This window comes from Streptomyces sp. NPDC034084 (assembly GCF_055575535.1).
In genome coordinates, this window is record NZ_JBVISK010000005.1 from 231,695 (window position 1) to 253,614 (window position 21,920).

Annotated in this window: 16 protein-coding genes; 11 read left to right on the top strand and 5 right to left on the bottom strand. The window is 69.9% G+C overall.

Annotation, left to right across the window (positions count from 1 at the left end; all coding sequences use genetic code 11):
• Positions 1–30: 30 nt before the first annotated feature.
• Positions 31–618 carry a single-stranded DNA-binding protein gene (locus tag ACZ51I_RS19550; protein WP_468877281.1) on the bottom strand — a complete coding sequence of 196 codons (588 nt, stop codon included), beginning with the start codon at positions 616–618 and terminating at the stop codon, positions 31–33.
• Between the two features lie 74 nt (positions 619–692).
• A complete protein-coding gene (rpsF, locus tag ACZ51I_RS19555) occupies positions 693–983 on the bottom strand; it encodes a 30S ribosomal protein S6 (RefSeq protein WP_015034882.1) in 291 nt (96 codons plus the stop codon).
• A 285-nt stretch (positions 984–1,268) separates the two neighbouring features.
• Between rpsF and ACZ51I_RS19560 the strand changes: the two genes are divergently transcribed.
• The 3 genes from ACZ51I_RS19560 to ACZ51I_RS19570 all read left to right on the top strand — a co-directional run bounded on the left by ACZ51I_RS19560 (position 1,269) and on the right by ACZ51I_RS19570 (position 3,972).
• A complete protein-coding gene (locus tag ACZ51I_RS19560) occupies positions 1,269–1,571 on the top strand; it encodes a hypothetical protein (protein ID WP_468877283.1) in 303 nt (100 codons plus the stop codon).
• A 177-nt stretch (positions 1,572–1,748) separates the two neighbouring features.
• Positions 1,749–2,867: a lipid II:glycine glycyltransferase FemX gene (locus ACZ51I_RS19565; protein WP_468877285.1), complete on the top strand. Its 1,119-nt coding sequence runs from the start codon at positions 1,749–1,751 to the stop codon at positions 2,865–2,867.
• A 73-nt stretch (positions 2,868–2,940) separates the two neighbouring features.
• Positions 2,941–3,972 carry an alanine racemase gene (locus ACZ51I_RS19570; RefSeq protein ID WP_468877287.1) on the top strand — a complete coding sequence of 344 codons (1,032 nt, stop codon included), beginning with the start codon at positions 2,941–2,943 and terminating at the stop codon, positions 3,970–3,972.
• A 45-nt stretch (positions 3,973–4,017) separates the two neighbouring features.
• Here ACZ51I_RS19570 and ACZ51I_RS19575 read toward each other — a convergent pair whose 3' ends face one another.
• Together ACZ51I_RS19575 and ACZ51I_RS19580 are read right to left on the bottom strand one after the other, a co-directional pair.
• Positions 4,018–5,529 carry a glycosyltransferase family 87 protein gene (locus ACZ51I_RS19575; RefSeq protein ID WP_468877289.1) on the bottom strand — a complete coding sequence of 504 codons (1,512 nt, stop codon included), beginning with the start codon at positions 5,527–5,529 and terminating at the stop codon, positions 4,018–4,020.
• A 118-nt stretch (positions 5,530–5,647) separates the two neighbouring features.
• Complete coding sequence (locus ACZ51I_RS19580) at positions 5,648–8,410, bottom strand: transglycosylase domain-containing protein (protein ID WP_468877291.1); 2,763 nt, start codon at positions 8,408–8,410, stop codon at positions 5,648–5,650.
• Between the two features lie 371 nt (positions 8,411–8,781).
• Here ACZ51I_RS19580 and ACZ51I_RS19585 point away from each other — a divergent pair, with 371 nt between their 5' ends.
• From ACZ51I_RS19585 to ACZ51I_RS19595, 3 genes are all read left to right on the top strand, one after another.
• Positions 8,782–9,462 (top strand): PadR family transcriptional regulator, encoded by a 681-nt coding sequence (locus ACZ51I_RS19585; RefSeq protein ID WP_468877293.1) that lies wholly within the window; start codon positions 8,782–8,784, stop codon positions 9,460–9,462.
• A 48-nt stretch (positions 9,463–9,510) separates the two neighbouring features.
• A complete protein-coding gene (locus ACZ51I_RS19590; RefSeq protein WP_468877294.1) occupies positions 9,511–10,593 on the top strand; it encodes an inositol-3-phosphate synthase in 1,083 nt (360 codons plus the stop codon).
• Between the two features lie 74 nt (positions 10,594–10,667).
• On the top strand, positions 10,668–11,927 hold the full coding sequence (locus ACZ51I_RS19595) for an MFS transporter (protein WP_468877296.1): 1,260 nt from the start codon (positions 10,668–10,670) through the stop codon (positions 11,925–11,927).
• 88 nt (positions 11,928–12,015) lie between these two features.
• Here the strand turns inward: ACZ51I_RS19595 and ACZ51I_RS19600 are convergent, their stop codons facing one another.
• Entirely contained in the window at positions 12,016–13,458 is a 1,443-nt protein-coding gene (locus ACZ51I_RS19600; RefSeq protein ID WP_468877298.1) for a CCA tRNA nucleotidyltransferase, read from the bottom strand.
• A gap of 257 nt (positions 13,459–13,715) precedes the next feature.
• Here ACZ51I_RS19600 and ACZ51I_RS19605 point away from each other — a divergent pair, with 257 nt between their 5' ends.
• The 5 genes from ACZ51I_RS19605 to ACZ51I_RS19625 all read left to right on the top strand — a co-directional run bounded on the left by ACZ51I_RS19605 (position 13,716) and on the right by ACZ51I_RS19625 (position 21,868).
• The gene (locus ACZ51I_RS19605) at positions 13,716–16,124 is read left to right on the top strand and encodes a DUF6049 family protein (protein ID WP_468877300.1); all 2,409 of its coding nucleotides are present in this window, start codon (positions 13,716–13,718) and stop codon (positions 16,122–16,124) included.
• A 45-nt stretch (positions 16,125–16,169) separates the two neighbouring features.
• Complete coding sequence (gene murJ, locus ACZ51I_RS19610; RefSeq protein ID WP_468877303.1) at positions 16,170–18,392, top strand: murein biosynthesis integral membrane protein MurJ; 2,223 nt, start codon at positions 16,170–16,172, stop codon at positions 18,390–18,392.
• 117 nt (positions 18,393–18,509) lie between these two features.
• Entirely contained in the window at positions 18,510–20,207 is a 1,698-nt protein-coding gene (locus ACZ51I_RS19615; RefSeq protein ID WP_468877305.1) for a serine/threonine protein kinase, read from the top strand.
• 24 nt (positions 20,208–20,231) lie between these two features.
• A complete protein-coding gene (gene sigM, locus ACZ51I_RS19620; protein WP_468877307.1) occupies positions 20,232–20,933 on the top strand; it encodes an RNA polymerase sigma factor SigM in 702 nt (233 codons plus the stop codon).
• Positions 20,930–21,868 (top strand): anti-sigma factor, encoded by a 939-nt coding sequence (locus ACZ51I_RS19625; protein WP_468877310.1) that lies wholly within the window; start codon positions 20,930–20,932, stop codon positions 21,866–21,868. Before sigM ends, ACZ51I_RS19625 begins: the two co-directional genes overlap by 4 nt.
• Positions 21,869–21,920 lie beyond the last annotated feature (52 nt).

Sequence of the window (21,920 nt, forward strand, 5' to 3'; positions counted from 1 at the left end):
TGGGGTTACGAGCTGCTTCGAGGGCGTGCCCTAGAAGGGGGGCTCGTCCGAGTAGCCGCCGCCGGAGTTTCCACCCCAGCCGCCTCCGCCGCCCTGCTGGCCGCCGCCGGAGGAGGAGCCGCCGGTCGCCCACGGGTCGTCGGCGGGAGCACCGCCACCACCCTGCTGGGGACCGCCGGAGTTTCCACCCCAGGCACCGCCACCGCCGCCGGCGGCCGGCTGGCCGCCGCCGAATCCACCCTGGCCACCGCGACCGGTGGTCTTGGTGACCTTGGCCGTGGCGTTCTTGAGGCTGGGGCCGACTTCGTCGACGTCCAGCTCGTAGACCGTGCGCTTGACGCCCTCACGGTCCTCGTAGGACCGCTGCTTCAGCCGGCCCTGCACGACGACGCGCATGCCTCGCTGGAGCGACTCGGCGACGTTCTCCGCCGCCTGACGCCAGACCGAGCAGGTGAGGAAGAGGCTCTCGCCGTCCTTCCACTCGTTGGTCTGACGGTCGAAGGTGCGGGGGGTGGACGCGATACGGAACTTCGCGACCGCCGCACCGGACGGGGTGAAGCGCAGCTCGGGGTCGTCGACAAGATTGCCGACGACCGTGATGACGGTCTCGCCTGCCATGGGGGAACCTCTCGGCGGGTTTGCTTCTGGCTGCTTTGTTGCTACTCGAACCCGATGACCACTGAGCTAGAAGCTCAGTGGGTCTCGGGACGGAGGACCTTGGTCCGGAGGACCGACTCGTTCAGGTTGAGCTGGCGGTCGAGCTCCTTGACGACCGCAGGCTCGGCCTGCAGGTCGATGACCGAGTAGATGCCCTCGGGCTTCTTCTTGATCTCGTAGGCGAGACGACGACGGCCCCAGGTGTCGACCTTCTCGACCTTTCCGTTGCCCTCACGGACGACGGAGAGGAAGTTCTCGATCAGCGGGGAGACAGCGCGCTCCTCGAGATCGGGGTCGAGGATGACCATCACCTCGTAGTGACGCATGTGGAACCCACCTCCTTTGGACTCAGCGGCCACGGTCGTTCCGTGGCAGGAGGGTCGTGATGCGTAAGCAACGGTATCCGCCACCACTGACAAACCCCCTCGACGAGCGAGGAGAGCTGTCGGGGATCCCGGAGGGACCTGGGCAGACACCGGCGCAGCTGTACAGAGTACCCGCACATCGGCTTCCGGTTGAAATTCCCCGGTGAGGGGACGCAATCTGTACACAACGGATGTGGGCGGCGCTACGATGCGCCGCCTTCCGGCAGGCACGCCAGGAGGTGCCCCATGGCACAGGCAATGCGACCCGACCCCGGCCATTCTCTCTTCGCGACCGACGGCAAACCCCATCCCCTCCAGGACACCCTGGTGGGTGTGACCCTGGTCCTGGGGATCCTCGCCTTCGTCACCGCGCAGTTCCACAATCTCCATCTGCTGAGTTCCTGGTCGGGCCTGATCGGCATCCTGACCGGTGCCTACGGCCAGTTCATCTCCGTGACGACCCGCGAGCGCTTCGCGCTGATCGTCGGACTCGGCGCGGCGGCGGTGGGTTTCTACCTCGGCATGGCCCACGGCGGTCTCTTCGGCTGAGCCCGGCATCCTCGGGCCCGCCCGTCCTCCATGGGCGTGCCCGGCGACCTCGTGCGTGCCCCGACGCCACGTCGGGGCACACACACCCATTCGGGGCGCCTCTCGATCACAGTAGGCTTCGGCGCGAGAGCCGGAGCCCCTGACCGATGGGGACACACCTGCCGAGGAGCGCCCCGCATGAGCCTGACCCTGAGGACCATCAGCCGTGAGCAGCATCTGGCATTCATCCAGAGCCAGCCCTCCGCGAGCCACTGCCAGGTCCCGGCGTGGGCTGATGTGAAGACCGAGTGGCGCTCGGAGAACCTCGGCTGGTTCGACAAGTCGGGTGAGCTCGTCGGCGCCGGCCTGGTGCTCTACCGTCAGCTCCCGAAGATCAAGCGCTACCTCGCCTATCTGCCCGAGGGCCCGGTCATCAACTGGTACGCGCCCAACCTGGACGACTGGCTGCAGCCGATGCTGGCGCACCTCAAGCAGCAGGGCGCCTTCTCGGTGAAGATGGGCCCGCCGGTCGTCATCCGCCGCTGGGACTCGGCGGCCATCAAGGCCGGCATCCAGGACCCGGACGTCAAGCGCCTGAAGGACGTCGAGGCCACCCACATCGAGCCGCGCGCCTTCGAAGTCGCGGACCGGCTGCGGAAGATGGGCTGGCAGCAGGGCGAGGACGGCGGCGCCGGCTTCGGCGACGTGCAGCCCCGCTACGTCTTCCAGGTCCCGCTCGCGAACCGCTCGCTCGACGACGTCCTCAAGGGCTTCAACCAGCTGTGGCGCCGCAACATCAAGAAGGCCGAGAAGGCCGGTGTCGAGGTCGTCCAGGGCGGCTACGAGGACCTGGCGGAGTGGCAGCGGCTGTACGAGATCACGGCCGTCCGTGACCACTTCCGGCCCCGCCCGCTCTCGTACTTCCAGCGCATGTGGACCGTCCTCAACAACGAGGACCCCAACCGCATGCGCCTCTACTTCGCGCGCCACAACGGTGTGAACCTCTCCGCCGCGACCATGCTCGTCGTCGGCGGGCACGTCTGGTACTCCTACGGCGCCTCCGACAACATCGGCCGTGAGGTCCGCCCCTCGAACGCGATGCAGTGGCGGATGCTGCGGGACGCGTACGCCATGGGCGCGACCGTCTACGACCTCCGGGGCATCTCGGACTCGCTCGACGAGACCGACCACCTCTTCGGGCTCATCCAGTTCAAGGTGGGCACGGGCGGCGAGGCCGTCGAGTACGTCGGCGAGTGGGACTTCCCGCTGAACAAGCTGCTGCACAAGGCGCTCGACATCTACATGTCGCGCCGCTGAGCGTTCCGTAGGCTTCGTAGTCTCGTACACACCTTTGATCCACCGCTGCCGTCAGAAAGGTTCCGGGCCGGCCATGGCGCTCTCCCTCTACGTCGACACCGCTCGCTGGCGGGCGCACCAGAAGACCGTCATCGACCAGTTCCCCGGCCTCATTCCGGTGTGCAAGGGAAACGGGTACGGCTTCGGGCACGAGCGGCTCGCGGACGAGGCGGCCCGGTTCGGCGCCGACATGCTCGCCGTGGGCACCACGTACGAAGCCGCGAAGATCAAGGACTGGTTCGGTGGCGACCTGCTGGTCCTCACCCCCTTCCGCCGAGGTGAGGAACCGGTTCCGCTGCCCGACCGGGTGGTCCGTTCCGTGTCGTCGGTGGACGGCGTCCACGCCCTGGTCGGCGCGCGGGTCGTGATCGAGTGCATGAGCTCGATGAAGCGGCACGGTGTGCGCGAGGAGGAGCTCCAGCAGCTCCACGCCGCCATCGAGGACGTCCGCCTGGAGGGCTTCGCCCTCCACCTGCCCCTGGACCGGCCGGACGGCACCGACGCGGTCGAGGAGGTCATCGCCTGGATGGACCGGCTGCGGACCGCCGGGCTGCCGCTGCACACCATGTTCGTGAGCCACCTGCGGGCCGAGGAGCAGGCCCGGCTCCAGCAGCAGTTCCCGCAGACCCGCTTCCGCGCCCGGATCGGCACCCGGCTGTGGCTGGGCGACCACGAGGCCACGGAGTACCGGGGCGCCGTCCTCGACGTGACCCGGGTCGCCAAGGGCGACCGGTTCGGCTACCGCCAGCAGAAGGCCGCGTCGGACGGCTGGCTGGTCGTCGTCGCCGGCGGCACCTCCCACGGCGTGGGCCTGGAGGCCCCGAAGGCGATGCACGGCGTCATGCCGCGCGCCAAGGGCGTCGCCCGGGCGGGCCTCGCCACCGTCAACCGGAACCTCTCGCCCTTCGTCTGGGCCGGGAAGCAGCGCTGGTTCGCCGAGCCGCCGCACATGCAGGTGTCGATCCTGTTCGTGCCGGCCGACGCCCAGGAGCCCCGCGTGGGCGATGAGCTCGTGGCGCATCTGCGCCACACCACGACGCAGTTCGACCGGCTCGTCGAGCGCTGAGCAGGCCCAAAAGAGCAGCGTCCCGGGGGGTGAGTGGTTTCTCGGTCAGTCGGGAGCGCCCCAGGGGTAGCCGGGGTCGTCGGTGGTGCCCCAGCGCACCCGCTGTCCCTCCGTGGCCGGGGCGGCGTGCCGGGCCGGATGCGCCGCCCTGCCCGCCACGACGCGGTCCTCGGCGCCGTCCAGGACGCCCCCCGAGGGGTCGTCCGCGCCGTCCTGCCGGACCGGGTCCTTCTCGGGCGTCAGGATGTCCCGTACGACCATCGCGCACAGGTACAGCGTGCCGAGCAGATGCAGGACGATCGCGAACTGGTAGCCGTCCACCGGCAGGCCCTGCTTGTTGCCGCTGGTCGTGAAGGCCAGGTACATCCAGACGCCGACGAAGTACATGACCTCGCAGGCCTGCCAGATTAGGAAGTCGCGCCAGCGGGGCCGTGCGAGCGCGGCCAGCGGGACCAGCCACAGGACGTACTGCGGCGAGTACACCTTGTTGGTCAGCACGAACGCGGCGACGACCAGGAAGGCCAGCTGGGCGAAGCGCGGTCTGCGGGGCGCCGTGAACGCCAGGAACGCGAGACCGGCCACCGCCGCCGCCATCAGCAGGAGCCCGTACAGATTGGCCCGGCCCGGCGTGATCACGTCGCCCGTCCGCTGGCTGACCAGCAGCCAGATCGAGCCGAAGTCGACGTTCCGGTCCCGGCTGAAGAGGTAGAACTGCTTCCACCCCTCCGGCGCGAGCAGCATCACGGGCAGGTTCACGACCAGCCACGCGCCGCACGCGCCGAGCACCGCGGTCCCGTACGCCCGCCACTTCCCGGCACGCCAGCAGAGCAGCAGCAGCGGGCAGAGGAGCAGTATCGGGTAGAACTTGGCGGCCGTGGCCAGGCCCAGCAGGATGCCGAAGGCCAGCGGCCGGCTCCGCGACCACATCAGGGCGGCGGCGGCGGTCAGCGCGACGGCCAGTATGTCCCAGTTGATCGTGGCGGTGAGCGCGACCGAGGGCGCGAGCGCGACCAGGAGGCCGTCCCAGGGGCGCAGGCGGTGGGTCCGGGTCACACAGACCGCGAGGACGGCCGCGCAGACCATCAGCAGGCCCGCGTTGACCAGCCAGTACCACTGCTCCTGCTGCTTCATCTCGCCGCCGCCCGGCGTCAGCCAGGCCGCGACCTCCATGAAGAGGCCCGTCAGGACGGGGTACTCCAGGAACGGTATGTCGCCGCCCAGCCGGTCGAAGTACGGGACCAGACCGTCCGCGAAGCCCCGGCCGGCGAAGAGGTGCGGGATGTCCGAGTAGCAGGCGTGGGTGTACTGGGAGGTCGTGCCCTGGAACCAGGCCCAGTTGTAGCAGGGCAGTTTCTGCACCATGCCGAGGGCGTACATGCCGAGGGCCACGAGCGCGATCACCCGCACGGGCGTCAGCTGCCCGGTGGCGGCCACCGCCCGGCGGCCGTAGGGGCCACCGATCAGTTCGCTGCCCGCGGCGGCCACCTTGTCCCGGTGGGTGGGGATGACCGTCTGCGAGCGGTTCCGCGGCGCGCTCGACTTCTGGAGGCTCGGCATGGGGGACATCCTGCCGTACGCCCCCGGGAAAACGGCGAGGGCCGCCGCGGCCGGTCCGTACGGAAGGTACGGAGCGGACGCGGCGGCCCTCAGGACGTGCCCGGCGAGGGGGTCGGGGTCAGGGGACCCAGGTCCCGTCGCCGGGTTTACCGCCCGGCCCGTTGCCACCCCCCGAGCTGTCGTCCGTCGGCGTGCCGGTCGCCGTCGGTGTGCTCGTCGTGGGTGGTGTGGTGGTGGGCTGGCCGGTGTTGCCACCCGGGTCACCCGTGTTGTTGCAGTTCCAGTCCCAGACGTCACAGGTCGTCTTGCCCGGCTTCGGCGTCTTGGACGGCGTCGCCGGGGGGGTCGTCGTCTTCGACGGGGTGGCCGGAGGGGTCGTCGTCGGCGTCGTCGACTCGGTGGGCGTCGGGGTGGCCGTCGGGGTCGGCGTCGGGCTGGGGGCGCCACCGCCGTAGACGGGCTTGGCGCCCTCCAGCTTCTCCGGCTTCGGGAAGTCCACGAGCGGCATGTCCTTCACGGCATCCGTCATGTACTCCCGCCAGATCCGGGAGGGGAACGACGAACCGTGGATCGTGGGCTGGTCACCCGTGCCGTACATCGGCAGGAACTCGCGGCCCTTCTTCGTCTCGTCGTCGTCGAAGCGGTACATGTCGATCGCGGTCGCCAGCTGCGCGGTGTAGCCCACGAACCAGGCCGACATGTTGTCGTCGGTCGTACCGGTCTTGCCGGCGACCGCGCGGCCCGGGATGCGGGCCTTGGTGCCGGTGCCCCGGTCGTCGTCCACGACGGACCGCAGCACGTCGGTGACGTTGCCGGCGATGGCCGGGCTGAAGGCCGACTTGGGCTTGGCCTCGTGCTTCTTGATGACGATGCCGCTCCGCTTGACCTTCTCGACGGAGTACGGGTCGTTCTGCTCACCCTTGTTGGCGAAGGTGGCGTACGCGCCGGCCATGCGGATGGCGCTCGGGCTGGAGACACCCAGGGAGAAGGAGGGCACCTCGCCCTTGACGAGGGACTCCTCACGGAGTCCGGCGCTCATGGCCGCCTCGCGAACCTTGTCGATGCCGACGTCCATACCGAGCTGCACGTAAGGGGAGTTGGCGGACTTGATCATGGCGTAGCGCAGGGAGATGGGGCCGTAGCTGGCGTCCTCGTCGTTGCTCTGACGCCACTCCTTCCCCTTGTCGTCGAGCCAGACGTCCCCGTTGTACTTGCGGATCGTCAGGTCGTCCTTGCCGTTGTAGAGGCTCTTGTCCGGGTCCAGGATCGTGCGCTCGGACGCGTCCTGATCAGGACCCAGCCTCGGATCCCGGACTCCGTCCTTCATCGCGGCGGCGAGCACGAACGGCTTGAACGTCGATCCGACCTGGGCTCCGGTGCTGTCGGCGTTGCTCCGGAAGTGCTTGGTGGCGTCGACGCCACCGTAGATGGCGACGATCTTCCCGGTGGCCGTGTCGACGGAAGCGCCGCCGAACTGGACGTGCGTGTCCTCCTTCGGACGCTTCTTCGGGTCGATGTTCTCCTTGATGACCTTCTTGATCGTCGCTTCCATCTTGTCCACCTTCGGCTTCTCGAAGGTGGTGTAGATCTCGTAGCCGCCGCGCTCCAGCTCCGGCTCGGTGATCCCGAACTGGTTCAGCATGTTCTGGTTGGCGGTGCTGACCAGGTAGCCGATCTGGCCGCTCAGGTTGGCACTCTTCCGGAGCCTCTCCACCTTGGGGAAGGTGGTGTACTTCGCCCGCTCCGCGGCGGTGAGATGCCCGTCCTTCTGCATCTCGTCGAGGATCCACTTCCACCGCTCGGTGGCCCGCGCGGTGTTCGCCTCGGGAGTGGCCCGGGGGTCGATGTCGGGGTAACCGGCGGGGTCGTAGTACGTCGCGCCCTTCAGCACCGCGGCGAGCAGCGCCGACTGGCTGGGATCGAGCTTGCTGGCGTCCTTGTTGAAGTAGGCGCGGGCCGCCGCCTGAATGCCGTAGGCGCCCCGTCCGTAGTACGAGGTGTTCAGGTAGCCGGCCATGACCTCGTCCTTGCCGAGCTCGTTGCCGACCTTCATGGAGATGAAGAGTTCCTTCACCTTCCGGGTGAGGGTCTGCGACTGGTCGTCGAGGCGGTTGTTCTTCACGTACTGCTGGGTGATCGTCGAACCACCCTGGGTCTCGCCGCCCTTGGCCATGTTCCACACGGCGCGGGCGATACCCATGGGGTCGATTCCGGAGTCGTCACGGAAGGTCTTGTTCTCCGCGGAGATCACCGCGTTCTGCATGGAGAGCGGGATCTGCCCGATCTGGACGATCTGGCGGTTGGTACCGCTGCCTGTCGCGACCATGCGCGACCCGTCGGCCCAGTAGTAGATGTTGTTCTGCGAGGTCGCCGTGTCGGCGGTGTTGGGGATCTCCACCTTCGAGTACGCGATCGCGGCCGCGCCCATCAGGCTCGCCACGAAGAACAGGAACGTGCCCGTCACGAGCTTCCACGACGGCATCCAGCGACGCCAGCCGTACTTGTTGTGGCGCGGGTAGTCGATGATCCGCTTCTTGCCCGGCGGACGACCGCCGGCGCCGCGCCCCGGACCACTGCCGCGACCTCCGCCACCACCACCGCGCCGTCCCCCACCGGGACCGCCGGGGCCACCGGGGCCGGAGTCGGCGCCCCTGCGACGGCTGCCGCGCTGGGCGGCCCGGCGGGCCTCCGCGCGCCCTCCGTAGGGACGCTGCTCCTCTCCATAGGAGGAGGGAGGTCCGTACGAGGCCGAAGGGGCCCCCGTACCGACGTCATGGGCCGGGGCCGACCTGCGGCCCGGCTGCTGGGCAGCGCGCCGTGCCGCCGCGCGACCGCCCGTCGGCGGCTGCTGCGGCGGCATTTTGCGACGATGCTCGCTCATCGAACGACTACTCCTCGGGCAGGCGCGTACGCCTGGAAGCGGCAGTTGAGTTCCGGTCCCCCCGAAATGCGCACGGCCGGAACCCATCGGAGGCCCCTCCGTACCGCAGCCGGTCACCCGCAGCACTGACGCTCCAGGGCCTCGCTCGGTTCCCGGTGATCTGCATGCCGCACAGACTACGCACGGCCAAAACCCACCGAGAGCCGGACTTCACCCCAAATCAGGCAAGTCGATCGCTGTGAATCGACGATGTGACGCCGGTCACGGTGATCCCGCTTGTCGAGACAGAGGGGCCGTTCTATCGTGCTGATGTATCGAGTCGATACATCAGCACGGCATAAGGGCCCCGAGGGCGGAGGAGGAGGCGACGGATGAGCAGACGCTCCGGAATCCTCGAGTTCGCCGTTCTCGGCCTGCTGCGCGAGGCCCCCATGCACGGGTACGAGCTGCGCAAGCGCCTCAACACCTCGCTGGGCGTCTTCCGGGCCTTCAGCTACGGAACGCTGTATCCCTGCCTCAAGACGCTGGTCGCAAACGGCTGGTTGATCGAGGAGCCGGGCAGCGCCCCGGAGGAGGCCCTCGCCGCTTCACTGGCGGGACGCCGGGCCAAGATCGTCTACCGGCTGACCCCGGAAGGTAAGGAGCACTTCGAGGAGCTCCTCTCCCACACCGGCCCGGACGCCTGGGAGGACGAGCACTTCGCGGCGCGCTTCGCCTTCTTCGGACAGACCGAGCGCGAGGTGCGGATGCGCGTGCTCGAAGGCCGCCGCAGCCGGCTGGAGGAGCGCCTGGAGAAGATGCGCGCCTCCCTGGTCCGGACCCGCGAGCGCCTGGACGACTACACACTTGAGCTGCAGCGCCACGGTATGGAGTCCGTGGAGCGCGAAGTGCGCTGGCTGAACGAGCTCATCGAGAGCGAGCGGGCAGGGCGGGATCAGCGATCCGGCTCCGACGCCCCCGCTCAGCACGACAACGATTCTGGAGAAACGGGCGGCCTGCCCCGGCACGGGGGCAGTACCCGGCCGGATCCGTCCGATGACACCGCCAAGTGAAACCCTGCGCACAGCAGGGCTTCCACGATCACACAGGGAGCAACCGGAATGGGTTCGGTTCGCGTAGCCATCGTCGGCGTGGGCAACTGCGCCGCCTCGCTGGTTCAGGGCGTCGAGTACTACAAGGACGCCGACCCGGCGGCCAAGGTGCCCGGCCTGATGCACGTCCAGTTCGGCGACTACCACGTCGGTGACGTCGAGTTCGTCGCCGCCTTCGACGTCGACGCGAAGAAGGTCGGCCTCGACCTCTCCGACGCCATCGGCGCCAGCGAGAACAACACCATCAAGATCTGCGACGTCCCGAACAAGGGCGTCACGGTCCAGCGCGGTCACACGCTCGACGGTCTCGGCAAGTACTACCGCCTGACCATCGAGGAGTCCGCCGAGGAGCCGGTCGACGTCGTCCAGATCCTCAAGGACCGCCAGGTCGACGTCCTCGTCTGCTACCTGCCCGTCGGTTCCGAGGAAGCGGCGAAGTTCTACGCCCAGTGCGCCATCGACGCCAAGGTCGCCTTCGTCAACGCCCTCCCGGTCTTCATCGCCGGCACCAAGGAGTGGGCGGACAAGTTCACCGAGGCGGGCGTCCCGATCGTCGGCGACGACATCAAGTCGCAGGTCGGCGCGACCATCACGCACCGCGTGATGGCGAAGCTGTTCGAGGACCGCGGTGTCCGTCTTGAGCGCACGATGCAGCTCAACGTCGGCGGCAACATGGACTTCAAGAACATGCTGGAGCGCGACCGCCTGGAGTCCAAGAAGATCTCCAAGACCCAGGCCGTCACCTCGCAGATCCCGGACCGCGAGATGGGCGAGAAGAACGTCCACATCGGCCCCTCGGACTACGTGGCCTGGCTGGACGACCGCAAGTGGGCGTACGTGCGCCTCGAGGGCCGCGCCTTCGGCGACGTCCCGCTGAACCTGGAGTACAAGCTCGAGGTCTGGGACTCCCCGAACTCGGCCGGTGTCATCATCGACGCCCTGCGCGCGGCCAAGATCGCCAAGGACCGCGGCATCGGCGGCCCGATCCTCTCCGCGTCGAGCTACTTCATGAAGAGCCCGCCGGTGCAGTACTTCGACGACGAGGCCTTCGCCAACGTCGAGAAGTTCATCAAGGGTGAGGTCGAGCGCTAAAGCGCCGCACGCTCGTCGATCGAGGGTCCCCGAGGCACTGCCCGGGGGCCCTCGTCGTATGTGAGTCTTGCGCCATGTCCGTCGTACGTGATCTGCGCGTACTCCTGCGCCTGACGAACTTCCGTCGCCTGCTCGCCGTCCGGCTGCTCTCCCAGTGCGCCGACGGCGTCTACCAGGTGGCCCTGGCCGCGTACGTCGTCTTCTCCCCCGAGAAACAGACCTCTCCCACGGCGATCGCCTCCGCCATGGCGGTGCTCCTGCTCCCGTACTCGCTCGTCGGACCCTTCGCCGGGGTACTCCTCGACCGCTGGCAGCGCCGCCAGGTCTTCCTGTACGGGAACCTCCTGCGCGCCCTGCTCGCCTGCGGGACCGCCGTCCTCGTCCTCGCCTCCGTACCGGACTGGCTCTTCTACGCCTCCGCCCTCTCCGTCACCGCCGTCAACCGCTTCGTCCTCGCCGGACTCTCGGCGGCCCTCCCGCGGGTCGTCGACGAGGAGCGGCTCGTCATGGCGAACTCGTTCTCGCCCACCACGGGTACCCTCGCCGCGACCCTCGGCGGCGGTCTCGCGTTCGGTGTGCGGCTGATCGCCGACGACTCCGACGCGGTCGTCGTGGCCTGCGGTGCCGTCCTCTATCTCTGCGCGGCCCTCGCCTCACTGCGGATGTCCCGGGAGCTCCTCGGCCCCGACCCGACCCTTGTGCCGCAGTCCTTCGTCTCTGCTCTGAAGTCGACGGCGCACGGCCTGGCTGCGGGACTGCGACACCTCGCGGAGCGACGCCCTGCCGTCCGGGCGCTCACCGCGGTGGCCCTCATGCGCTTCTGTTACGGCGCTCTGCTCGTCACCGTGCTCATGCTCTGCCGCTATGGCTGGAGCTCCACGGAGTCCGAGGGCCTCGGATTCCTCGGCATCGCCGTCGCCGCGTCGGGCGCCGGCTTCTTCGCGGCGGCTGTCCTCTCTCCCTGGGCAGTGGGGCGGTTCGGGGCCTTCGGCTGGATGACGCTGTGCACGGCCACGGCCGCCGCCCTGGTACCGGCACTCGGCCTGTCCTTCGCCCCGGCACCCTTCTTCGTCGCCGCCTTCCTCCTCGGACTCATCACCCAGGGGGCCAAGATCGCGACGGACACGGTGGTCCAGAGGTCCGTGGACGACTCCTTTCGAGGCCGGGTCTTCTCCCTCTACGACGTGCTGTTCAACGTCGCCTTCGTGGGCGCGGCGGCCGTCGCGGCCTTGATGCTGCCGCCCGACGGCCGGTCGCCCCTGCTGGTCATGCTGGTGGCCGTGATCTATGCGGCGACCGCTGTGGCCCTGCACCGGGAACGCGAAGAGGGGTGATGTTTCACGTGAAACACCACCCCTTCCAGGGCGTCGGTCAGGTCGGTGTTTCACGTGAAACATCGGCCCGGCCGGGCGCCGACTCGGCTCAGTCGCGTGCTGCCCACCACTCCTTGAGCGCGGCGACGGCCTGGGCGTGCTCCATCGGCCCGTTCTCCAGTCGGAGCTCCAGCAGAAACTTGTACGCCTGCCCGATGGCCGGCCCCGGTCCGATGCCCAGGATCTCCTGGATCTGGTTGCCGTCGAGGTCGGGGCGGATCGCGTCCAGCTCCTCCTGCTCCTGGAGCTGGGCGATGCGGTCCTCCAGGCCGTCGTAGGCGCGGGAGAGGGCGCCCGCCTTGCGCTTGTTCCGCGTGGTGCAGTCCGAGCGGGTCAGCTTGTGCAGCCGGGAGAGGAGCGGCCCGGCGTCACGGACGTAACGCCGCACGGCCGAGTCGGTCCACTCGCCGGTCCCGTAGCCGTGGAAGCGAAGGTGCAGCTCCACCAGGCGCGAGACGTCCTTGATCATCTCGTTGGAGTACTTGAGCGCGGTCATGCGCTTCTTGGTCATCTTCGCGCCGACCACCTCGTGGTGGTGGAAGGAGACCCGGCCGTCCTTCTCGAAGCGGCGCGTGCGCGGCTTGCCGATGTCATGGAGCAGGGCGGCGAGCCGCAGGACCAGGTCGGGCCCGTCGTCCTCCAGGTCGATCGCCTGGTCGAGGACGGTCAGCGAGTGCTCGTAGACGTCCTTGTGCCGGTGGTGCTCATCGCTCTCCAGACGCAGCGACGGCAGTTCGGGCAGCACGTGCTCGGCGAGACCCGTGTCCACGAGGAGACCGAGGCCCTTCCGGGGGTGCGCCGATAGCAGCAGCTTGTTGAGTTCCTCACGGACGCGCTCGGCGGAGACGATCTCGATCCGGCCCGACATCTCCGTCATGGCCGCCACGACCTCGGGCGCGACCTCGAAGTCCAGCTGCGCGGCGAACCGCGCGGCCCGCATCATCCGCAGGGGGTCGTCGGAGAAGGACTCCTCCGGCGTACCCGGCGTCCGCAGGACCCGGGCGGACAGGTCCTCGAGACCGCCGTACGGATCGATGAACTCCTTCTCGGGAAGGGCCACGGCCATGGCGTTGACGGTGAAGTCACGCCGGACGAGGTCCTCGTCGATCGAGTCTCCGTAGGAGACCTCGGGCTTCCGCGAGGTCCGGTCGTACGCCTCCGAGCGGTACGTGGTGACCTCGATCTGGTAGCCGTCCTTCTGGGATCCGACGGTCCCGAAGGCGATGCCGACCTCCCACACCGCGTCGGCCCACGGCCGGACGATCTTCAGCACGTCCTCGGGGCGGGCGTCGGTGGTGAAGTCCAGGTCGTTGCCGAGCCGGCCGAGCAGGGCGTCCCGCACCGAGCCGCCGACCAGCGCGAGGCTGAACCCGGCCTCCTGGAAACGGCGGGCGAGGTCGTCGGCGACGGGGGACACGCGCAGCAGTTCACTGACCGCGCGGCGTTGCACCTGGCTCAGTGCAGTCGGGGTGTCTTCGTTGGCGTTCGGCACAACAGAAAAGGGTACGTGCCCCGGCTCACCGCGACGTCCCCGTTTTCCGCGGGGCGGGGGCGGGCGGCTTCCGCCGGGGAGGGGACGGCTTCCGCCAAGGAGGGCGTCCGGCGGCCTCGGCCGGCGACCGGTCGGAGATCGGCTGGAGCAGTCCCCGGCACTTGCCCCCAGCGAGCCTCGTTACCATGCCTGGACACAGCAACCGGGAACCATCGACACCACTGGCACCACAGACAACGACGAGGACGGGCGAGCGCGTGGCCGAGGCGGCAGACATCCAGGGAACCGGCCCCTCACCTGCCCGCCGATGGCTGCGGCGCACGATCACCGTCGCCTTCGGGGCGCCCCTTCTCACCGGCCTGCTCCAGGGCCCCCTCGTCACCTCCCCGGCGGCCGCCGCCGGGGACGCCGCCGTCTCCAAGACCGTTGATGTGTCGCTCGACACGCTGACCCCGGCCGCTCCCGTCGAGGGGGACACGGTCACCCTGAGCGGCACGGTGACCAACCGGAGCAAGAAGACCGTCACCGACGCGACCGTGGATCTGCGCGTTGGACCGAGGATGACGAGCCGCAGCGAGATCGAGCAGATCACAGGGCGCACCGGCTTCCGGAGCGACAGCGACCCCGCTCCCCTCGAGGACGCCCCCACGGTCAGGATTCCCCGGCTCGGCCCCGGTCTCAGCGCCGACTTCTCGATGTCCGTCCCCGTCTCCGAGCTCGGGCTCGACGAGGAGGGCGTCTACCAGCTGGGCGTCTCCCTCAGCGGCCAGACCTCGGACCGGCAGTACGACCGGGTGCTCGGCATCGAGCGGACCTTCCTGCCGTACCAGCCCGAGGCCACCGAGAAGAAGACCCAGCTCACCTACCTCTGGCCGCTGATCGCCCCGGCGCACGTCTCGGCGCAGACCGCCACGGACGACCAGCAGACGCCGGTCTTCGAGGACGACGACCTGGCGGCCGAGCTGCGTCCGGGCGGACGCCTGGACCAGATGGTCTCCCTGGGCAAGTCCCTTCCGGTCACCTGGGTGGTCGACCCGGACCTGCTGGCCTCCGTCGACGCCATGGCGAACGGCTACCGCGTCAAGGACGGCGATCTGGACGTCCCCGGCAAGAACCAGGCCGTCGCCGAACGGTGGCTGGACGCGCTGGAGAAGGCGGTGCAGGGGCACAAGGTCGTCGCCCTTCCCTTCGCCGACCCCGATCTGGCCTCCCTGGCCCACCGGGGCAAGGACGTCCCCGGCTCCCTCGGACACCTCCAGTCGGCGACCTCCCTGGCGGGCGTGACGGTCGAGACCGTCCTCCACGTGCAGGCGTCCACCGACTTCGCCTGGCCCGCCGACGGAGCCGTCGACCCCTCCATCGTGGCGGTCGCGACCTCGGCCGGAGCCGACAAGGTGATCGCCCGCAGCGACAGCGTCCGCGACGACCTCCCCTACACGCCCACGGCCGCCCGCCCGCTCGGCAACGGCAGCACCACGGCCGTGGTGACCGACGCGCTCCTGTCCACCGCCTTCGAAGGGGACATGGTCCGCGAGGAGAGTTCCACGCTCGCCGTCCAGGAGTTCCTCGCCCAGTCCCTCGCGATCACCCTGGAACAGCCGGAGGACCAGCGCAGCGTCGTGGTCGCCCCGCAGCGGATGCCGACCGGCGCCCAGGCCCAGTCCATGGCGACCGCCCTGCAGGGCCTCTCCGACAGGCGCTGGACCCAGCCGACGGACCTCCTGACCGCCGCAGCGGCCAAGCCGGACCCTGACGCCTCCACCACGGTGCCGAGCGGCTCGCGCTACCCGAAGAAGCTCCGCGACAGGGAACTTCCCGTCCAGGCCTTCCGTGACATGAAGACCACGCGCGACGAGCTGAACGACTTCAAGGTCATCCTGACCCAGCCGGAACGCGTCGTGACGCCGTTCGGCAACGCGATCAACCGCGAGATGTCGACCTCGTGGCGCGGTGAGGCCCGGTCGGCCGCGATCTACCGGAACAACGTCCTGGACTATCTGCAGGGCCTCACCAAGGGCGTCCAGCTCATCGACAAGTCGGACCTCACGCTCTCCGGCCGCAGCGCGACGATCCCCGTGACCGTCCAGAACAAGCTGCTCCAAGGCGTGGACCACCTGGTGCTCCGCCTCTCCTCCGCCAACAAGAACCGGCTGGAACTGGACGGCGACGGATTCGACGAGCTTCCGGTGAAGGTCGGCGGCGGACACAGCCAGTCGGTGAAGTTCACCGCCTCGGCGAACGTCAACGGCCAGGTGCCGATGACGGCCCAGCTCTACACCGAGGACGGCACCCCCTACGGGCAGCCGATGAACTTCACCGTGAAGGTCTCCGAGATCACCCCGACGGTGATGCTCGTGATCGCCGGCGGAGTCCTCCTCCTCGTCCTCGCCGGCGTACGCATGTACAGCCAGCGCAAGCGGGTGGCCGCCCGGAACGCCGAGGCGGAGGCGGCCGGCACCGCCGAGGACGACACCGTCGACGACGCCCCTTCGGAGCCCCGGGACGAGCCCCGCGAAGAGGGGCCCGGCGACGAGAAGCCCGGCAAGGAGGAGGCCCGCGACGAGGGTCCTGAGCCGGATGAACCGGTGCAGCCGAGTGACCCGACACCGGACACCGGGTCCGAAAGCGGCGACCCGTCGGGCCCGGGTGAGAAAGTGGACCGTTGAGCGATGTCGTGGCCGGTCGGCCGGGGACGATGAGGTGGGGTAACCATGAACGCGCCGTACGACGGTGACCGCGGCCAGGGCGCGGGCGGCCCGGCGCCGTCCGGTGGGACGCCCGCGGTGCCTCCCGGCGCCGGCCACCCGCCGGTGCCCGCCCCGCAGCAGGGCGCCCCTGACCCGCAGGGGCAGGACCCCTACGCGCAGAACCCGTACGCCCAGGACCCCTACGTCCAGGACGCCTTCACCCACGACCCGTACGGGGCCCAGGACATGTCGGCGCAGGACCCGGTGACCGAGGCGCTCTACGACCGCGCCGCGCACCCGCCGCCCCCGCCCGGCACCTACCAGGACCCCCACGCGCTCTACCAGCAGCCGGCCGCGCCGCCGCACGCGCCCGACCCGCGGGTGTGGGCGCAGACCCCGGCGCCCGAGCCGGACGGTCCCTCACGCCATCTGCCGTACGGCGACGACGCGCGCACGGTCCAGTTCACCGGGGTCGACGACCTGGTGACCCGGGCCGGTGAGGAGACGCCGGAGCCGGACGCGTTCGCGCACCTCTACCGTGACCAGCAGGCGCCCGGGCAGGTGCCCCCGCCCGCGCCGGAGCCGGACCCGCTGCCCGCGCCCGCCCCCAAGAAGTCGGGCCGTGCCTCCGGACTGCTGAAGTCGAGCGCGGTGATGGCGGCCGGCACCCTGGTCTCCCGGCTGACCGGCTTCGTCCGCAGCCTGGTGATCACTGGCGCGCTCGGCGCGGCCCTGCTCGGTGACACCTTCACCATCGCCTACACCCTGCCGACGATGATCTACATCCTCACCGTCGGCGGCGGCCTCAACTCGGTCTTCGTCCCCCAGCTCGTGCGCTCGATGAAGAACGACGAGGACGGCGGCGAGGCCTACGCGAACCGGCTGCTCACCCTGGTCATGGTGGCGCTCGGACTCATCGTGGCCCTGGCCGTCTTCGCGGCGCCGCTGCTGATCCGGCTGATGTCGAACACCATCGCCGACGACGCCGCGGCCAACAGCGTGGCCGTGACCTTCGCCCGCTACTGCCTGCCCACGATCTTCTTCATGGGCGTGCACGTGGTGATGGGTCAGATCCTCAACGCCCGCGGCAAGTTCGGCGCGATGATGTGGACGCCGGTCCTCAACAACATCGTCATGATCGTCACGTTCGGCCTGTTCATCTGGGTCTACGGCACCTCCGCCGAGTCCCACATGGGCGTGCAGACCATTCCGGACGAGGGCATCCGACTGCTCGGCATCGGAACCCTGCTCGGCCTCGTCGTCCAGGCCCTGGCGATGATCCCGTACCTGCGCGAGACGGGTTTCCGCTTCCGGCCCCGCTTCGACTGGAAGGGCCACGGGCTCGGCAAGACGGTCAAGCTGGCCAAGTGGACCGTCCTCTTCGTCCTCGCCAACCAGGCGGGCGTCCTGGTCGTCACCCAGCTCGCCACCGCGGCCGGTGAGGAGTCCGGGAAGAACGGTGCCGGTTTCCTCGCCTACTCCAACGCCCAGCTGATCTGGGGCATGCCGCAGGCCATCATCACCGTCTCCGTCATGGCCGCGCTGCTGCCGCGGATCTCCCGCGCCGCCCACGACGGCGACCCCGGCGCCGTCCGGGACGACATCTCGCAGGGTCTGCGGAACTCGGCGGTCGCGATCGTCCCGGTGTCCTTCGCCTTCCTGGCGCTCGGCGTCCCGATGTGCACCCTGCTCTACGCCTCCAGCGGCATCGAGGCCGCCCAGGGCATGGGCTTCATCCTGATGGCCTTCGGCCTCGGCCTGATCCCCTACTCCGTCCAGTACGTCGTGCTCCGCGGCTTCTACGCCTACGAGGACACCCGGACGCCGTTCTACAACACGGTGATCGTCGCCGCCGTCAACGCGGCGGCCTCGGCGATCTGTTACGTCGTCCTGCCCGCCCAGTGGGCCGTCGTCGGCATGGCCGCCTCGTACGGGCTCGCCTACGCCGTCGGTGTCGGCATCGCGTGGCGCCGGCTCCGCAAGCGCCTGGGCGGCGACCTGGACGGCACCCACGTGCTGCGGACCTACGCCCGCCTCTGCATGGCGTCCGTGCCCGCCGCGATCGTCGCAGGTGCCGTCGGTTTCGGTCTGCTGAAGCTGCTCGGCGAGGGCGCCCTGGGCTCGCTCGTCGCCCTGTTGGTCGGCGGGGCGGTCCTCCTCGGCGTCTTCTTCGTCGCGGCGAAGCGCATGCGGATCGCTGAACTGAACACCCTGGTCGGCATGGTCCGCGGACGTCTGGGACGCTGAACCGGCACCCGCGCACAACCATCGGCGGGAACCGCGTGTCGTGCATAGCGTCCGACTGTGGGCACAATTGGCTTGGCTGTTGGATGTGGCGCAACGGATGGGGAGGCAGGAACGACGGTGGCGGAACGTAGCACGGCTGCCGTCGACGTGGCCGACAACAGCGGTGACGACCCGCTGACCGCCAAGGCGGACACGGCCGCGACCGACGGGGTGGCGGAAGAGCAGAAGACGGCGGAGAAGACCGCCGAGGCCACGGAGAACAAGGCGGTCGAACGACAGAGCGGCGAACAGCCCCCCATCACGGCACCCGAACTGCACAGCGGCCACAAACTGGCCAGGCGCTACCGGCTCGAAGAGTGCGTCACCCGTCTGGACGGCTTCAGCAGCTGGCGTGCCGTCGACGAGAAGCTCCGCCGTGCGGTCGGGGTCCACCTGCTGCCCGCCGACCATCCCCGAGCCCGGTCGGTCCTGGCCGCGGCCCGCTCCTCGGCCCTCCTCGGCGACCCCCGGTTCGTCCAGGTCCTCGACGCCGTCGAGGAGAACGACCTCGTGTACGTCGTGCACGAGTGGCTACCGGACTCCACCGAGCTGACCGCCCTGCTGGCGACCGGCCCGCTGGAACCCCACGACGCGTACCAGCTCGTCAGCCAGGTCTCCCAGGCCATGGCCGCCGCCCACCGCGAGGGCCTCGCCCACCTCCGGCTCACCCCGAGCGCCGTACTGCGCAGCTCCACCGGCCAGTACCGGATCCGCGGCCTGGCCGTGAACGCCGCCCTGCGCGGCATCACCGCCGAGCGTCCGCAGCGCACCGACACCGAGGCCATCGGCGCCCTGCTGTACGCCGCGCTCACCCAGCGCTGGCCGTACGACAGCGATGCCTACGGACTCTCCGGACTCCCCAAGGGCGTCGGGCTGCTGCCGCCGGACCAGGTCCGCGCCGGTGTCCACCGGGGTCTCTCCGAGATCGCCATGCGCGCCCTCGTCAACGACGGGGCCACCGCCTCGCGTCAGGAGCCGCCCTGCACCACTCCGGACGAGCTGGCCAAGGCCGTGGCGGCGATGCCCCGCGTCAAGCCGCCGGAGCCGGAGTTCACCGCGCCGCCCGAGTACCAGCAGACGACCTACCAGCAGGGCACCTACGGCCGCCCCCAGCCGCGCCCCCCGGTCACCCAGCCCGTCGTCGTCCCGCCGCCCCCGCTGCAGAGCCGCACCGGCAAGGCGCTGAAATGGGCCGTCTCGGCCCTGCTGATCGCCGCCCTGGGACTCGGCAGCTGGCAGATCGCGGACCGGCTGCTCAACCAGGACAGCGCGCCGCCGACGCCGAACACGTCCCCGATGACCGACGACGAGAAGCCCGCGCCGCCGAAGCCGCTCACCATCGAGTCCGCGTACGACTTCGATCCGCTCGGCGGCGACGGCGGAGAGAACCCCGGGGACATACAAAACGCGTACGACGGTGTGCCGAGCACCTACTGGCAGACCAGCAGGTACCGCGGGGACTCGAAGTTCGGCAACCTGAAGGAGGGCGTGGGCGTCCTCCTCGACCTCGGCAAGGACCAGAAGGTCGACTCGGTCGACCTCTCCTTCGTCGGCCAGACCTCCGTGGAACTGCGCACCGCGCCCGTCGGCACCTCGTCAGTCCCTTCCGTGCTCGACGCCTTCACCACCCAGGTTTCGAAGTCCGGCACCGAGGTCACGCTGAAGCCCACCAAGCCGGTGACGACCCGCTACGTCCTCGTCTGGCTGACGGACCTTCCCGCCACCGGCGACGGCGGCTTCCGCGGCATGGTGTCCGAGATCAAGGTCATGGGCTGACGACCGCAGGGGAGGGGCTCACCGTTGGACCGTCCGATAGACGCCGTAGACGACCGGGAACTCCTGGCACGTCATATCACCGGGGACCCGGACGCCTTCGGTGAGCTCGTCCGCCGCCACCGCGACCGCCTGTGGGCGGTGGCGCTGCGGACCCTGGGGGACCGCGAGGAGGCCGCCGACGCCGTCCAGGACGCCCTGATCTCCGCCTTCCGGGCCGCCCACACCTTCCGTGGCCAGTCGGCCGTCACGACCTGGCTCCACCGCATCACGGTGAACGCCTGCCTCGACCGAGCCCGCAAGACCGCCTCCCGCCGGACCTCGCCCGTCGACGACACCGACCGCTTCGAGCAGCTCCTCGACCCCCATGAGTCGGCCGAGGCACCCGTCGAGCGCCAGGACCTCCACCGCCAGCTGCTCTCCGCCCTCGACGCGATCCCCGACGACCAGCGAGCCGCCCTCGTCCTCGTGGACATGCAGGGATACCCGGTCGCGGAGGCGGCCCGTATCCTCGGCGTCCCCACCGGGACCATCAAGAGCCGCTGCGCCCGCGGGCGGGCACGCCTCCTTCCGCTGGTCACCCATCTGCGTACCGACACCGTGGGTAACGCGGCCGCCGAAGGGGGAAGGAACCGGACGCCGGGGACATCCGTCCCACCGGTGCCGGGGTCGACGGATACCGGACCGACAGATCCAGCTGCTGTGAAGGGCGGAGGTGGGCGCACGTGACTTCCACGGCCGGCAAGGCCGACACCACACAGCACCCGGACGTCTCGGAGATCTCCGACCTGACCGAGGGGCTGCTCTCACCGACCCGTTCGGCGGCCGTACGGCGGCACGTGGACGGCTGCCCCCTCTGCGCGGACGTACGGTCCTCCCTGGAGGAGATCCGGGGCCTCCTCGGCACGCTGCCCGGGCCGCCCCGCATGCCCGCCGAGATCGCCGGCCGGATCGACGCAGCCCTGGCCGCCGAAGCCCTCCTCGACGCCACCTCCCCGGAGAGCGACGCCCCCGTTTCACGTGAAACATCGCGCTCTTCGGACGACACCGCTTCTTCCGCACCCTCCGCGCCCGCCGCGGACCGCCCTGCCGGCCGCCCGCGGGCGGCTACCGGCCCCGGCCGCCCCTCCCAGCCCCGCCGTCGCCGGATCGCGCTGCTCTCCTCGATCGGCGCCGCCTTCGGGGCCGTGGTGCTCGGAACGAGCCTGTACCTCAGCCAAGCGGGCAACCTGACCGCCGGGAGTGCGGACAGCGGCGCCAAGAAGGCCGACACCGTCGCGGGAGCGGTGCTCAGTCCCTTCTCCGGTGAACCCGTGGAAGACCGCGTCCACGCCCTGCTGACCGAGAACCGGGCGCCCAGGACGCCCCAGGGGATCGGACCCGAATCCATGTCCGCCGAGGGCGGCGGCGACACCCCCCAGCGCAACAGGGGCAGCGCCGTACCCGCCTGCGTGCTGGCGGGTACCGGCCGCAGCGACGGGGTGCTCGGCTTCGAGCGGGGCGACTACCGGGGAACTCCCGCCTACCTGCTCGTCCTCACCGATCCGACGGACAGTACGAGGGTCCTGGCCTATGTGCTCGACGCCTCCTGCGCCGAACGGCCCACGGAGAGCGGGGGCCCCGCCGCCGATCTCCTGCTCAGCCAGACGTTCCCGCGCTCCTGACCCCTCTCTCTGTCTCACGACGGCGCCGCGCGGCGGTCCCGGGAATGCACGC